Annotated in this window: 8 protein-coding genes and 1 tRNA gene; 3 read left to right on the plus strand and 6 right to left on the minus strand. The window is 64.3% G+C overall.

Features of this window, described 5'->3' with window-relative positions; translation table 11 throughout:
* The first annotated feature begins 142 nt into the window (after positions 1-142).
* Both QU596_RS03020 and QU596_RS03025 read left to right on the plus strand, forming a co-directional pair.
* Positions 143-943, plus strand: a complete 801-nt coding sequence (locus QU596_RS03020) for an NAD kinase (protein WP_420030936.1) — start codon at positions 143-145, stop codon at positions 941-943.
* A gap of 80 nt (positions 944-1,023) precedes the next feature.
* Positions 1,024-1,098, plus strand: a tRNA-Asn gene (locus QU596_RS03025).
* Positions 1,099-1,263: 165 nt separating this feature from the next.
* Here QU596_RS03025 and putA read toward each other — a convergent pair.
* The 4 genes from putA to addA form a co-directional block, all read right to left on the minus strand.
* A complete protein-coding gene (gene putA, locus QU596_RS03030) occupies positions 1,264-4,386 on the minus strand; it encodes a bifunctional proline dehydrogenase/L-glutamate gamma-semialdehyde dehydrogenase PutA (RefSeq protein WP_308517065.1) in 3,123 nt (1,040 codons plus the stop codon).
* 11 nt (positions 4,387-4,397) lie between these two features.
* Positions 4,398-7,133: a preprotein translocase subunit SecA gene (secA, locus tag QU596_RS03035; RefSeq protein ID WP_308517066.1), complete on the minus strand. Its 2,736-nt coding sequence runs from the start codon at positions 7,131-7,133 to the stop codon at positions 4,398-4,400.
* A gap of 132 nt (positions 7,134-7,265) precedes the next feature.
* Positions 7,266-7,595 carry a thioredoxin gene (trxA, locus tag QU596_RS03040; RefSeq protein WP_308517067.1) on the minus strand — a complete coding sequence of 110 codons (330 nt, stop codon included), beginning with the start codon at positions 7,593-7,595 and terminating at the stop codon, positions 7,266-7,268.
* 54 nt (positions 7,596-7,649) lie between these two features.
* Positions 7,650-11,081 (minus strand): double-strand break repair helicase AddA, encoded by a 3,432-nt coding sequence (gene addA / locus QU596_RS03045; protein ID WP_308517069.1) that lies wholly within the window; start codon positions 11,079-11,081, stop codon positions 7,650-7,652.
* 41 nt (positions 11,082-11,122) lie between these two features.
* On the opposite strand from addA, the gene QU596_RS03050 reads away from it, so the two are divergent.
* Positions 11,123-11,266, plus strand: a complete 144-nt coding sequence (locus QU596_RS03050; RefSeq protein WP_308517070.1) for a hypothetical protein — start codon at positions 11,123-11,125, stop codon at positions 11,264-11,266.
* Between the two features lie 2 nt (positions 11,267-11,268).
* Here the strand turns inward: QU596_RS03050 and QU596_RS03055 are convergent, their stop codons facing one another.
* Together QU596_RS03055 and QU596_RS03060 are read right to left on the minus strand one after the other, a co-directional pair.
* A complete protein-coding gene (locus QU596_RS03055) occupies positions 11,269-14,139 on the minus strand; it encodes a PD-(D/E)XK nuclease family protein (protein ID WP_308517072.1) in 2,871 nt (956 codons plus the stop codon).
* The gene (locus QU596_RS03060) at positions 14,132-14,827 is read right to left on the minus strand and encodes a nucleotidyltransferase family protein (protein ID WP_308517931.1); all 696 of its coding nucleotides are present in this window, start codon (positions 14,825-14,827) and stop codon (positions 14,132-14,134) included. The genes QU596_RS03055 and QU596_RS03060 overlap by 8 nt, the downstream gene beginning before the upstream one ends.
* Positions 14,828-14,881 lie beyond the last annotated feature (54 nt).

Below are 14,881 nucleotides of genomic sequence, written 5' to 3' on the forward strand. Positions count from 1 at the left end.
ACGAGCGCTGACTAACCGGTGCCGCCGGGGTCGGATATGGGCTGCCAAGGTTGCGCATCGAAACGGGACAGTGACCTCGCGCGTTCGGATGCCTATCTTCACCCTTGCCACTGCTTGAGGAGTTGCGGCTTTGAATGCGGACATGGGCACCTCAGCAGTGATGGCCGATCTTTCGACCCAAGGAATCGGATTGCTATCTTCGCACACCGATGTCGCCCGGGCGGCAGAGGCCATGCTTCGCAAGCGCTTCACATTCGCGCCGATTGAATCCGCCAGCACGCTGGTCGCGCTCGGCGGCGATGGCTTCATGCTGCAGACCCTGCACAGGATGCTCGAGGAGGACAGGTCCATCCCCGTGTTCGGCATGAACCGGGGCACCGTCGGCTTCCTGATGAACGAATGGCGCATCGACCGGCTTGCAGAACGGATTGCCGCGGCGAAGGCGATCCGGGTTGCGCCACTGCAGATGAAGGCGACGACCGTTTCCGGCCAGGTCTTTACCTACGCCGCGATCAACGAGGTCTCGCTGCTGAGGGAAACGCGGCAGACCGCGAAGATTGAGATTTCCGTCAACGGACGGGTCGCGCTGCCGGAGCTTGCTTGCGACGGCGTCCTGGTGGCGACGCCGGCCGGGTCGACCGCATACAATCTTTCCGCGCACGGCCCGATCCTGCCGCTGGCAGCCAAGATGCTGGCGCTGACGCCCATCAGCCCGTTCCGCCCGCGACGCTGGTCTGGTGCCATCCTTCCGGACGACACGGCGGTATGTTTTTCCATTCTTGAGGCCGAAAACCGGCCTGTTTCGGCGGTCGCCGATCAGATCGAAGTTCGCGACGTCGCGCGCGTCGAAGTGCGGCTTGATCGCGAACGCTCGCTCACCTTGCTATTCGACCCCGAGCATGCGCTGGACGAGCGGATCGCGATGGAACAGTTCGCCACCTGAATTTTCGGCTAATCCAGCCGTGGTGACTTGCCTTTAAGGAAGGCCGCGCTATTGAGCGCCCGCGCCCTCTTGAGGGCTGCTCCCCGGTAGCTCAGCGGTAGAGCATCCGACTGTTAATCGGACGGCCGCCTGTTCGAATCAGGCCCGGGGAGCCATTTTCTTCCAGCGCGAAAGAACGAAGCGGCCGAGCTTTGGGCGTCCCGGCCGCTCCGACGAGACGTGTTCATGTCCGCTAAGAGGACCGCCCCGCACTGCCACCAACCCATTTTTTCGAGGCTCGCTCCAGCGAGAAGTCTGGCGCGTGTCAGGATGGGACGGCGTTAGCCGTCGATCGACGCCATCAGCGACGCATTGCCGCCCGCCGCAGTAGTGTCGATGCAGGTTACCCGTTCCGTCGCGAACCGAGCAACATAGTGCGGTCCGCCCGCCTTGGGGCCCGTTCCGCTGAGGCCCTCGCCCCCGAAAGGCTGGCTCTCTACGACCGCGCCGATCTGGTTGCGATTGACGTAGAAATTGCCGACCCGCGCATGCTCCTCGACATAGTCGCGGACGGTGTCGATCCGGCTTTGCAGCCCTAGCGTCAGGCCATAGCCCGTCGCGTTGATTTGCTCGACGACGTCCGCCAGCTTTTCGCCGTTGAAGCGAATAACATGGAGGATTGGGCCGAAGTTTTCCTTGTTGAGCTCGCTCAAAGATCGGATTTCGTAGATCGCGGGCGCGACGAAGCTGCCCTTTGCTGCCTCGACCGGTAGATCCAATCGTCCGACGCGCTTCGCGTGCTGATCGAGCCAGGTAAGGTGTTCGTCGAGAAGCTTCTTCGCCTCTTCGTCAATGACCGGACCAACGTCCGTTGCCAGGTCTGAAGGGTCGCCGACCGTCAGCGCGCTCATGGCGCCAGCGATCATGGCCACTATGCCGTCCGCCACGTCGTCCTGGACGAAGATGACGCGGCACGCGGAGCAGCGCTGGCCCGCACTCTGGAATGCGGACGAAATGACGTCGCGCGTGACCTGCTCGGGGAGCGCCGAGCTGTCGACGATCATCGCATTCTGCCCGCCGGTCTCGGCGATGAAGGGAATGATCGGTCCGTCGCGCTCTGCGAGGGTTCGGTTGATCAACCGCGCAGTATCAGTCGAACCGGTGAAGGCGACGCCGGCGAGTAGCGGATGCTGCGTAAGCGCGGCGCCGACGCGGCCGTCGCCGGGTGCAAGCTGAACGATATCCTTCGGCACGCCAGCCTGGTGGAAGAGATCGATGGCCAAGGCGCCAATGAGCGGAGTCTGTTCCGCCGCCTTCGCGATCGCCGCATTGCCGGCGGCCAGCGCCGCGGCAACGGGCCCGGTGAAGATCGCCAGCGGAAAATTCCACGGGCTGATGCAGGCAAACACGCCGCGGCCATGCAGCCGCAGCTCGTTATGCTCCCCGGTTGGCCCTGGCAGCGGCATTGGCCGGACGAACTGCCGCCGCGCCTCGGATGCGTAGAATCGAAGGAAATCGACCGCTTCGCGGACTTCGAGGATCGCGTCTGGAAGCGTTTTCCCGGCTTCACGGATGCACAGCGAGTAGAATTGCTCGCGATGCTCCTCGAACAAATCGGCGGTGTGATCTAGCAGCCGCGCGCGGGCCTCGCCGCCTACCGCATCCCAACGCTGCTGCGCAGCATGACCCGCGCGCACCATTTGGTCGACGTCGTCCGCGCTCGCTTCGAAAACGGTCCCGACCTCGCTGCCGCGATCGTGCGGTGAGGTCACAGGCCGCGGCGTTCCCGATCCAATCGTGGGCTTCGCGATCCAGCGCTTGCTTTCGAGGGCCTGTAGGCGCGCCAGCACCGGCTCCCGCTCCAGCGCGTCGGAAAGATCGAGACCGGCGCTGTTGTGCCGGTCGGGGCCGAAGACGTTGCGTGGAAGCAGGATCTTGGGATTCCGCCGCGGCTTCAACGCGTCGAGCTCCGCAACCGGATCGCCGATCAGCTCATCAATCGACACCTGCTCGTCGGCGATGCGGTTGACGAAGCTGGAATTGGCGCCGTTTTCGAGGAGGCGGCGAACCAGATAGGCCAGCAGTTCCTTGTGACTGCCGACTGGCGCGTAGATGCGCACCGGTGTGCGGCGGTCCCCGATCGCGCCTTCCAGCCGGGCGAGCTCTTCATAAAGCTCCTCGCCCATGCCGTGGAGCCGCTGGAACTCGAATTCATTGCCGCCCGCGAGTGCCTTGATCTGGCCGATGGTGTTGGCGTTGTGCGTGGCAAACGCCGGGTAGATGGCGTCCGTGGCAGCCAGCAGCTTGCGCGCGCATGCGAGGTAGGAGACGTCGGTCGCGACCTTGCGCGTGAAGACCGGATAATCGGGCAGTCCACCGACCTGCGCGGCCTTGATCTCCGTATCCCAATAGGCGCCCTTGACCAGACGAACCATCAGCTTGCGCCCGTAGGTTCGCGCCGCGTTGATGACCCAGTCGCATAACGGTGCCGCGCGCTTCTGGTATGCCTGAAGCGCCAGTCCGAACCCGCCCCAGCCCTTGGCGAACAGAGCATCGTCGGCGAGCAGCGCCTCGAATACGTCCATCTGCAGCTCGAGCCGGTCGGCCTCCTCGGCGTCGATGGTGAAGTGAACGTCGGCTTGTGACGCCAGCATCGCCAGTTCGCGAACGACCGGGACCACCGCGGCAAGTGCCTCTTCGCGATGCGTGTATTCGAAACGCGGGTGAAGCGCCGTCAGCTTGACCGAAATGCCGGGATCCTTGCGGAAGCCACCTTTGGACTCTTTCGCGATCCGCTGGAGCGCAGCACGGTAAGATTGCGCGTAGCGATCGGCGTCGGCGAACGTCTTGGCCGCCTCACCCAGCATGTCGAAGCTGTGGCTAAGGCCCTGCTTCTGCTCCGGCGCCGCGCGCTTCAACGCCTCATCGATGGTGCGGCCGAAGACGAAATTCTTGCCGAGGATCTTCATCGCCTCGCGGACAGCCGTTCGGACGACCGGCTCGCCAAGGCGACCGACCGCGCGACCGAGGGCGGCCTTCCAGTTGGACGAACGATCCTGTGCGCCTTCAAGCACCTTGCCGGTCAGCAGCAGCGAGAAGGTCGCGGCATTCACGAACGCGGAGTCGGACCGTCCGACCTGATCCGACCAATCGGGACCCGACAATTTGTCGGCGATCAGCTCATCGGCGGTGTGGGCATCGGGAATGCGCAGCAGGGCTTCCGCTAGGCACATCATTGCAATGCCCTCGTCCGAGCCCAGGTCGTAGGCGTGGAGGAACGCGTCCACCCCCGACGGCCTGTGCGCGCGAACGCCTTTGACCAATGCACGGGCCGTCGCGGTCGCTTCGCCGAGTTCGGCGGCGCTCAGCCGAGCCTGGGCGATCCGCTCGTCGACGACCTTATTTTCGTCCGGACGATAGGCACCGCGAACGGCGGTACGATCGATCGGCATGGCGGCGGCCATTGGCTCTGCGATCAGGCCGGCTGTCCGTGGCAATGCTTGTACTTCTTGCCCGACCCGCATGGGCACGGCGCATTGCGGCTGATCGGCGCTTCGGCAACGCCCCCGCCCTCGCGGTGCGGCAGATCGGGCTGCGGGATGTTCAACAACGGCGGCATGTTCGACATCAGGCCGCGCGCCGCGGCGTCGATATCTGCCGTGTCGTCGTCCGCCGAGAACGGATCGATGTGCTGCGTGATGAAGTCGGGCAACTCGGGCGGCGGCGCCGGATCGAACGATACCTGCGCCCGCATCAGCACGCGGGTGACTTCCTCACGGATCGCGACTAGCAGCCGCTCAAACAGCAGGAAGGCTTCCTGCTTGTATTCGTCGATCGGCTTCTTCTGCGCATAGCTGCGCAGGTGGATGACCTGACGCAGCGCGTCGAGCGTCCCGAGATGCTCCTTCCAGTGGTGATCGAGCGTCTGGATCAGAACCTGCTTCTCGATACTGGCCCACTGGTCCGGCTCGATCTGCTGGAGCTTCGCCGCAATTGCGTCGTCAGCGAGCTTCTGGATGCGCTCGGTGACTAGTTCGGGATCGATCGCTTCTTCCTGCAGCCACTCGTCGATCGGCGGCTGAAGGCCCAGCACCTCGTCGATCGCTTCCTTGAGGCCCGGAACATTCCATTGCTCCGGATAGGTCCCCTCAGGACAGTTCACTGCCACGATCGAATTGATCGTCTCGGCGCGCATGTCGACGATCGTTTCGTCGACGCTCTCCGCGTCCATGATGTCCGAGCGCTGTTCGTAGATGACCTTGCGCTGGTCGTTCATCACGTCATCGAATTCGACGACCTGCTTACGGATGTCGTAGTTGCGGGCCTCGACCTTCTTCTGCGCCGTCTCGATCGCCTTGGAGATCCAAGGGCTGACGATCGCTTCGCCGTCCTCGAGCTGGTTCTTCATCAGGCGCGAGAACATGGTCTGCGGACCGAAGATGCGCAGCAGGTCGTCGTCGAGACTGAGGTAGAAGCGCGACAGGCCAGGATCGCCCTGACGACCCGAACGCCCGCGCAGCTGGTTGTCGATACGGCGGCTTTCGTGACGCTCGGTGCCGAGCACGTAAAGGCCGCCGATACTGAGCACATGCTGCTTCTCGGCGACGATCTCGGCGCGGATCTGTTCGGCCTTTGCATCATATTCGGGCGTGCCGGCGACGAGCTCGGGGAACTCATCCTGCATCCGGAACTCGAGGTTGCCGCCCAGCTGAATGTCGGTACCCCGGCCCGCCATGTTGGTGGCGATCGTCACCGCGCCAATGCGGCCTGCCTGCGACACGATATGCGCTTCCTGCTCGTGGAAGCGGGCGTTCAGCACGGAGTGCTTGATGCCTTCCTTTTGCAGGAACTCGGACAGCATCTCCGACTTTTCGATCGACACCGTGCCGACCAGCACCGGCTGACCGGCCTCCTGCTTGCCCTTGATCTCCTTGGCGATGGCCGCGAACTTCTCGGGCATCGTCTTGTAGAATTCGTCATCCTCGTCGACGCGCTGCACCGGGACGTTGGTCGGGATGGAGACCACGTTCATCTTGTAGATGTCGAAGAATTCCGGCGCCTCGGTCATCGCCGTGCCGGTCATGCCCGACAGCTTCGGATACATGCGGAAGTAGTTCTGGAAAGTGATCGAGGCGAGCGTCTGGTTCTCAGGCTCGATGACCACGCCTTCCTTGGCTTCCACCGCCTGGTGAAGGCCGTCCGACCAGCGGCGCCCATCCATCATGCGGCCGGTGAACTCATCGATGATGACGACCTTACCGTCCTTCACGATGTAATCGATGTCCTTTTTGAACATCACATTGGCCTTAAGGGCCTGATTCAGGTGGTGGACGACCTGCGTGTTGGCGATGTCGTAGAGATTGCGTCCTTCGATCAGCCCCGCAGCCTCGAGCATGCGCTCGGCCTTTTCGGTACCGTCTTCGGTCAGGACGACGCTCTTCTGCTTCTCGTCCTTATCGTAGTCAGACGCCTCGAACGTCTTCACGATGCCGTCGACGGAAATGTAGAGGTCGGACTTGTCGTCGGTCGGTCCCGAGATGATCAGCGGCGTCCGCGCCTCGTCGATCAGGATCGAATCTACCTCGTCGACAATCGCAAAATTGAAGGGCCGCTGGACCATCTGGTCACGCGAGAACTTCATGTTGTCGCGAAGGTAATCGAAGCCGAGTTCGTTGTTCGTCGCGTAGGTGATGTCGCAATTATAGGCGTCCCGACGCTCCTGGTCGGTCAGGTTCGGCACGATCACGCCGACCGTCATGCCGAGGAAGCGGTAGATCCGCCCCATCCAGCCCGCGTCGCGGGAAGCGAGATAGTCGTTGACGGTCACGACGTGGACGCCCTTGGAGGTCAGCGCGTTCAGATAGACCGCGAGGGTCGCGACGAGCGTCTTGCCCTCGCCCGTCTTCATCTCGGCAATTTCGCCGCGATGGAGCGCAATGCCGCCGATCAGCTGAACGTCGTAGTGACGCTGTCCGAGCGTCCGGATCGCGGCTTCGCGCACCGTAGCAAAAGCTTCCGGCAGGAGATCGTCGAGCTTCTCGCCGCTCGCCAGCCGCTGACGAAACTTCTCCGTCTGTCCGCGCAGCTCATCATCCGTCAGCGCCGAAATGTTGGGCTCGAAGCCGTTGACCGCGTCGACATATTTGCCGAGCCCGCGAACGTAGCGATCGTTGGCCGATCCGAAGATGCTTTTTGCCACTGCGGCGAACATGGAAATCCCTTAAAAACCCGCGCGATTCAGGTGCGACGAAGTGCACCCGCCGAAGCAGGGGAAAATGTCTCCGGCGATTTAGGGAGCGCCCCCCTTATAGTCAATTAATCGGGGGCGCTGCCGAACGAAGGCTCAGGCCGCGTCGAGGCTGCTTTCGAGCCACTGCTGAATCTGGCTGCGGGGCGCGGCGCCGACCTTCTGCGCCACCGGCTGGCCGCCCTTGAAAAGCAGCATCGTCGGAATGCCGCGGACGCCATAACGGCCCGGCGTGTCCGGGTTCTCGTCGATGTTCAGCTTTGCGATCGTGACCTTGTCGCCGAGTTCACCCGCAATCTCCTCGAGCGCCGGGGCAATCATTCGGCACGGTCCGCACCACTCTGCCCAGAAGTCCACGAGCACGGGGGTTTCAGAGCCCAGAACGTCGGACGCAAAGCTCTGGTCGGTGACAGACTTGGTGGCCATGACAAAAGATCTCCTGCGAATTGATGGCTGATATGGGCGCTTGGGGCACCACCCTCAAGGCGTCAGTTCGATCAACTTGGGACCGGCTGTGTACAAAAGGGAGGCGCTGACATGCCGACCAGGGAAGATGATCTCCAACGCCTGGGTGTAGGCCTTCATCTGCGCCAGGTGGCTGGCCGGAACGTCGTCATCGGCTACGGGCACCCGCCCGGTCTTGAAGTCGATCACCGCCACCCGGTCATCGGTGACCATAAGGCGATCGACCGTTCCGGCGATGACGCGGCCGTCGTGCAGTGTTGCTGCAAGTGGCGCTTCGCCCAGTGAGCCAGGCCCGAAGAGATCGGAAAAGCGTGGATCCGACAGGATATCGCAAACGAGGGCAACGACCTCGTCACGGACCGAGATCTCCACAACATTGGCGGATTTTTCGAGCCAGCGGTCGGCGGCGGCCGATCGCGCGCCCGGTGGCACCGCGGGCAGAAGCTCGAGCAGATGGTGGATCCAGGTTCCACGAAGTGCCGCCCGGCGCATCGCCTCGCTCGGTGGTGGCGCGCTTTCATCATCCACGGCGATTGCTGACGGCGCGAGCGGACGCGGCGGCCGCGCCTCGGGTGGCGCCGGCTGCATCGCCCACGCCGGAACAATCGTGGTCGGCAGTTCGACTTTCGATCGGACGCGCCTAGGCGAAATCGGCGCGCCAGCGGCGTAGCGCAGTGCAACGTGACCCTCGCCCGCCTCCGAGATGGGCAACATGGCCTGCTCGACGGTCCGATGCCAGCAGCCCGCCGGCCGCGGATCGGCGCCATCCTTGCGCTCCTTCGGCCGTACGCCGCTAATAATCAGTCGGTCCGCAGCGCGCGTCAGCGCTACATACAACAGGCGCAGATGCTCCTCTGCATCGCGGCGCTCGCGTTCGGCCATTGCTTCCTCGAAGGGCGGGCCACGCTCTTCCTTGCGGGGCCGCAGCAGCGGCGCATCACCGACACCTGGCACCGGGATGTCCATTGAAATCGGCATTCGGCCCAACCGCGCCGGGTCAGCGGTCGCGTCGGCGAGGATGACCACCGGCGCTTCGAGTCCCTTGGCGCCGTGAACGGTCATCACCCGCACCTCGTTGGCCGGAGCCCCGGGATCGCGCTGGACGTCCACTGTGCCGCGCGAAAACCACGAGAGGAAGCGGTCGAGGGACGCGGTTTCCGTGCGCTCGAATTCCAGCGCGCTGTTCATCAACTCATCGATGGCATCCCGCGCCGCCATGCCGAGGCGTGAGTAGATCTTACGGCGACCCTGCATCGGACCGGTCAAGATGGTCTCCAGGAACCGCGAAGGCGTCGTGAAATCGGCAATCCGTAGCAGCTCAGACAGTGCCGAATGGGCAGCGGCGAACGCGTCATTCTCCCCTGCCCGCTCGCGCAATGCGCGCCACAGACGGCCCTCCCGCCCATAAGCAAGCAGCCTAAGCTGGTTTTGGTCCCAGCCGATCAGTGGCGACACGAGGAGACACGCGAGGCTGAGGTCGTCGCTGGGCTGGACCGCAAACTTCACCGCCGCGAGCAGATCCTGCACCGCCAGCGGTTCGTGCAGATGCAAGCGGTCGACACCAGCCACGGGCACGCCGGCCGAAAACAGGCGGGCCACGATGAGCGAAGCCAGTTCGCCGCGGCTGCGGACCAGGATCAGAATGTCCCCCGGCGTCAGGGGGCGCTCGGTCGAGGCCAGCACTGGCCCTTCCTCGAGCATCGCCCGAATGCGGTCGGCGATTTCCTCCGCATATTTGCGGTCGCGCAGGCTAATCCAGCGTTCTTCGCCTTCGTCGCTGTCATCCTCGGGGTCGGGAATCGCGAATGGCTGCCAAAGCTCGACCTGGCCAGGCCGGGTGGAATGATGCGCGCGATGGGCTGGCGGCGCCTCGGCCAGCCCGATCGCTTCGGCGCCGACCGCGTCGATCACGGCATCGACCACATCGAGCACCGGTTGAGCCGAACGGAAGCTGGCAGCGATAGACAGGTCGCGAAATTCTTGCGCCCTCGCCTGATAGCTGAAGAGGTCGTCGGCGCCCGGATCGAGCGCCGCCGCGCGCGCCTTGAAATGCTCACGGGCCTCGTTGAATCGGGCGGGGTCGGTTCCCTGAAAGCCGTATATCGCCTGCTTGAAGTCACCCACCATGAACAGCGTGCGTACACGTTGCTCGGCCTCGCTCGACCCGCTGAAAAACTCATCGACCAGCCGGTCGATGATGTCCCATTGGGCGGCGTTGGTGTCCTGCGCCTCGTCGACCAGCACGTGGTCGACCTGCCGGTCGAGCTTGTAGCGCACCCAATCGCCCATGCCCGGCTCGTTCAACAGGCGCCGAGTCCAGTCGATGAGGTCGTTGAAGTCCGCGACTCCGGCAGCGCGTTTCGCTCGCGTATAAGCGAGCGCAAAAGCCTGTCCGGCGCGTAGGCCGGCAGCAATGTCGGCAGCAAACTCCGCGCCGCGCTGGATACGGAGGAGGTCGCCGATGAGATTGGCCAGCCGACCCGCGTGTTCTTCGTAGTTTGGCTCCGCTTTCTTTTGGCCCGCGGAAACTCTCGGTGTACCCTTCTCGGTCTGAACGACCTTTCGCAGATTATTAAGCTTCGCGGCACGTTCGATTGGTGTCAGGGCCAACCATTCATCGATCTCCGCCGCGTGACCCAGACCGGAACTTGCTCCCCAGGCCCGATTAGCGTCGGCAACCGCGCGAAGCAGATCGCAATCGAACCGATCGTCGCCGCAGTGGTGCGCGATGTAATCTTCGACCGAATCGTCGTGCGTATCCACCGGAAGCTGAAGCAGATTACGAATGCGCGGTTCGATGGTCTCAGGAAGACCAAACGCGTCCATGGCATCGGGTCGCCGCGCGCAGATTTGAAGATATTCAATGGCGCCCGCTTCACCGAGCCGGTGGCTGAGCCGCTGCACATCCGCGATTAGGCCTTGGGCACCACTACTCTCGGCATCGGCAAGCACCTCGGCCAAGGTCCGTCGCACCAATTCCTGCTCGGCACGCCCTTCCAGGGGCTGGAAACCAGGCACGATCCCGGCCTCGGCTGGAAACGCGGCCAGCAGCGACTGCGAAAAGGCATGAATGGTCTGGATCTTCAGCCCGCCAGGACAATCTAGGACGCGGGCGAACAGCTGTCGTGCGCGCTCGCGCATGCGGGGATCGTTGCGCTCGCCAAGGTGCAGCAGATCCTGGCCAAGGTCGGTATCCTTGAGCCGCACCCATGCGGCGAGCCGCGAGCCGATGCGATTGGCCATCTCGGCAGCCGCAGCCTTGGTAAAGGTTAGACACAGGATCGATTCCGGTCGCGCGCCCTGCAACAGCAGGCGGAGCACGCGCGCCGTCAGCACCTGCGTTTTGCCTGTGCCCGCAGAGGCCGACAGCGCAGCATGGACACGCGGGTCCGACGCCTGCGACTGCTCGCCCTTGAGCTCCGGCAAAGTCTTCAGGCGCCCGCTCATGCGGCTTCCCAACTTTGACTCGACCGCATAGAGACCGAGGCATGAGCGAAGACGACAACGACCGCGCCGACGAGCAACGGCGCTCCAAGCTGGTCAAAGCCGGCGTCACCGTAGGGATCGGCTCCGCGGCCTTGGTTGCCGCCCTGCTCTACGCCTCCAAGGTGAAGAAAAAGCCGCGCAATTAGGGTCATTTGCGGCCGTACCATTCTTCCAGCCGCATAAGCTGGTCGTAGTCCCCATATGGCGCGTAGGCGGGGTTTAGCTTGGCGGTGAACGGCGCGGTGCCCGTCAGCCATTTCTGCGCTGCCTGCGCGAAGTTCCGGTAGGCGTGATCGAGGAATTCGCCGGACTGCAAGCCCTTGTCCGGCTCCATCTTGCGGCCGAACTTGCCGCGATACCGCGCCAGTGACCAATATTCGAACTTCACCGGATCGCCTGACACGCCCTCGAAGCCGCCGTTCCGCCCGATGAGACCAAGCAAGCCCAACTGCAACGCAAAGCCCTCAGTTACCGTTTTCTGGGAGGGCGGCTGGCCGGTCTTATAGTCGATGATCGCGAGATTGCCGTTGGCTAGCTGGTCGATGCGATCGACCCGCCCGTGCACGATGACCCCCGCGAGCGGCGTCTTTCCAGTCACTTCAGCGCGTAGCGGCCGCCGTCCCTCGGCCTGGTTTTCGCGCTCCTGGTTCGCAATCCAGTCGATTGCTTCCAGCAGGCGCGGAGCCCACAAGGCCCGCAGCATCGGGTGGATCGCGCCGTCCTGCAGCAGCCGCTCCGCGCGCGCTCGCAGCCGGTCGGGATCGCACTCGTCGTGGAGGAGCCATTCCTCCAGCGCCTTATGAACCGCGTCGCCCTTCCACCGCGCGTCCTGCTCCGCGTCGACCGGATCCAATTGGCGAAGGTTCAGAATGGCGCTCGCGTAAAACGCAAAGGGATCGGCGTTGAGGCGATCGACTGCTGTGACGGATATACGGTCGGGCCGCTGCTCCGCTGGAGGCGATGGCGCCGGGCGATCGACAGGTTTTGCCGGGCCGGGATCGTCAAGCAGACGCGTTAGCCGTTCGAGCCGCGTATCGCGCGGGAGCCCGCCGCTGATCGCCTCCAGCCGAAGCAGGAAGCGCGACGCAACGGTCGGCGACTTGGCGTCGCGGCGCGATCGGGTGATCAGCACTTCAGGCGCACCGAGCGCGCTCGCGAAATCGTGCGCAGCAAGGCCGATGCGCGTTTCGAGCGTCGGCATCCCAAGCGTTGCGCGGACCTTGGGCGGAAGCCATGGGTCGGGCGCCGGGAGAGATGGCCACACTCCCTCGTTAAGGCCGCCCAGCACCACGAGATCGGCACGTTGGAGGCGCGCTTCAAGCAGGCCCCAGATGAATATACGCGGGTGACCGCCATAAGGTGGGCGGACGGCGCGGGCGTCGAGCAGTTGGCGGAGGATCGGGACAGCGTCGGGCGCGGTGATTGACAGGGTTTGCGCGGCGTCGGAGCTTTGGAGTTCGGAAAGCAACTCGGCGGCGGCTCGCCCAGCGGGTCCTCGCCAGCCCCGGTCACCGGCAAGAGCTTCCGCGGCAATCGATAAGGCTGTCGCGAAGGCGGCGACCGCAATTGGCTTGGCCAGCAAATTGTCGAGCGGGACAAGGCACGGACGGATCTTCTGCCACGCAGCGACGTCCACGAAGTGCGCGTCAAGGCCAGCCAGCCCGGCGGGGGGACGCGGGCCGCGCAGCTTCAGGTCGAGTTGGCGGACCCGTTCAAGCCAGGCGAGGCGTTCGTCGCCCTCCCCGCCAACCAAAGGGTGTTTGAGCAGGGCCAGCAAGGCGACGGGGGCCAATTCTTCAGCAGCCGCGCCCGCAATGCTCAGGAGAAGCGTTCCGGCAGGCGCGGCGCCTAGCGGCGTGCCGGCGCTGTCGTCGGCGGCGATATCCCATCGGGCGAGCAGTGCCGACACACGGCCAGCCAGCTGGCGATCGGGCGTGATCAGCGCGGCCGTTCGCTCAGGCGTTTCCAGCGCCTCGCGCAGCGCGAGCGCGATCGCCTGTGCCTCGGCGGCGGGATCGCGGAGCTCGGCGACCCGAATTCCGCTGAGGCGGCGTTCGGCTGGGCTCAAGCGCTGCCACTTATGCGAAAAGTCCGATGCGGCCATCGCATTGGCGATTGCCCGCCCACGTGCCGGCGACGAGGTCGCGGCTCCGGCCCAGCGCCACTGCTGCACCTCGCCACGCGCTACGCCGATCCGGTCGAGCAAGGTTTTCAGATGCAGTTGCGGATGCGTGGCTTCGCTGCGCCCCTGATCATCGGGGCCGAGCCCATCCCATTCAGCGTCAGGGAATATGTTGGGCAGCCACAAGCCGGGCAGCACGACCAGCCCATCCGGCATTCGTGCCACGCGCGCCAGAACGTCCGCAACTGCCGGGGCGGCCGTCGTAATGCCAGCCGCCACTGTAAAGCCCTGAGGCGGGCGATCGCGCCATCGCTCCGCCAACCCGTGCAGCAGGCGGTTGCGGCGTTCGGCCAGGTCGATCGCACCCGACTCCGCTAGAAGGTGTGGCCATACCTCGTAGATCAGTTGCAGCTTCTCGAGCGATTTCTCCCAATGCGCCGCCAGACTGTCGGTCTGCGACACCGCCTCGCGAAGTCGAAGCGGCGGCACTTCTTCGATGAGCAATGCATCTAGCGTCCGCGTCAAATCGGCGGCCAGGCGCAAGCTTTCTGCGGTGCCCTCGCCACGCAGGGTGGCGGCAAGGCGCAACAGGCGCTCCAGCGGATCGATCGCGGGTGGAACAGGATCATCAATTTGATCGAGCGCGCCGCCCACACGTTCGCCAAGGTCAGGGTCGCCGATCGGAATCAGTCGAGGCAAAAGCAAGCCGCTGCCACTGGCGCGGACAAACGCCTCGGTGACGGCACGGACTGCGCGGTTGTTCGGTAGAAGGATGCGGCCCGCGGCCAATCCCAAGGGATCCCTGCCGAAGCGCGCAATCAATCCCGCAGCGAGCGCATCGGCGAAAGAGCGGTGCGACGGGATGCTGTAGACGGCGACCCGTTGCGGGTCAGACATTCTGCAGCACCGCTTCCGTCACAGGGATCGACTGAGGGGTGCCGACGTCGAACCACAAACCCTGATGAACGGCCCCGTAAAGCCGTCCCTCTTCCATCGCGCGGTCCCACAGGATGTTGGTCGAGAACGGACCGCTCGGAGCGTCGCGGAGCAGGCGCTTCGACGCGATTTGGATGCCGGTGAAAACGAACGGCGCCACATGGCTGCGTTCACGGCGACGGATGCGGCCCACCCGGTCCATGTGAAAGTCGCCCTGCCCCTTGTGGCCGACCGCGCGTGCCTGCGGGACAAGCAGCAGCAACGCGTCCATCTTTTCCCCATCCCATTGCGAGGCAAGCAGCTTCAAAGTGTCGGCGGGGCCATCGATCCACAGATTGTCGCTGTTAAGCGCGAGAAACGGATCGCAATCGATCAGCGGTTCGGCCTTGATCAGGCCGCCGCCGGTTTCGAGCAGCAGATCCCTTTCATCCGAGATCTTGACGTTGAGCTCTCTTGCGCGCGTCGCAAGATGAGCCTCAAGCGCGTCGGCAAGGTAGTGAACGTTGACGACAACGTTCTGCACGCCCGCGGTGCGCAATCGGTCGAGCACATGATCGAGCAGCGCCTTTCCGCCGACCTCGACCAACGGCTTCGGACGCGTCGCCGTCAACGGGCGCATACGCTTGCCAAGGCCGGCCGCCATGATCATCGCGGTCTTTGGCACCTCGGCCGGCACTTCGGCGCGGAGACGGAGGGCCTGACG

The organism is Sphingomonas flavescens (assembly GCF_030866745.1).
In the GTDB taxonomy this organism is placed as follows: domain Bacteria; phylum Pseudomonadota; class Alphaproteobacteria; order Sphingomonadales; family Sphingomonadaceae; genus Sphingomicrobium; species Sphingomicrobium flavescens.

Excerpts from the sequence above, each read along its gene's own strand:
- QU596_RS03020 (WP_420030936.1), top strand. The coding sequence starts at position 143 with ATGGGCACCTCAGCAGTGATGGCCGATCTTTCGACCCAAGGAATCGGA.
- putA (WP_308517065.1), bottom strand. The coding sequence starts at position 4,386 with ATGGCCGCCGCCATGCCGATCGATCGTACCGCCGTTCGCGGTGCCTAT.
- secA (WP_308517066.1), bottom strand. The coding sequence starts at position 7,133 with ATGTTCGCCGCAGTGGCAAAAAGCATCTTCGGATCGGCCAACGATCGC.
- trxA (WP_308517067.1), bottom strand. The coding sequence starts at position 7,595 with ATGGCCACCAAGTCTGTCACCGACCAGAGCTTTGCGTCCGACGTTCTG.
- addA (WP_308517069.1), bottom strand. The coding sequence starts at position 11,081 with ATGAGCGGGCGCCTGAAGACTTTGCCGGAGCTCAAGGGCGAGCAGTCG.
- QU596_RS03050 (WP_308517070.1), top strand. The coding sequence starts at position 11,123 with ATGAGCGAAGACGACAACGACCGCGCCGACGAGCAACGGCGCTCCAAG.
- QU596_RS03055 (WP_308517072.1), bottom strand. The coding sequence starts at position 14,139 with ATGTCTGACCCGCAACGGGTCGCCGTCTACAGCATCCCGTCGCACCGC.
- QU596_RS03060 (WP_308517931.1), bottom strand. The coding sequence starts at position 14,827 with ATGATCATGGCGGCCGGCCTTGGCAAGCGTATGCGCCCGTTGACGGCG.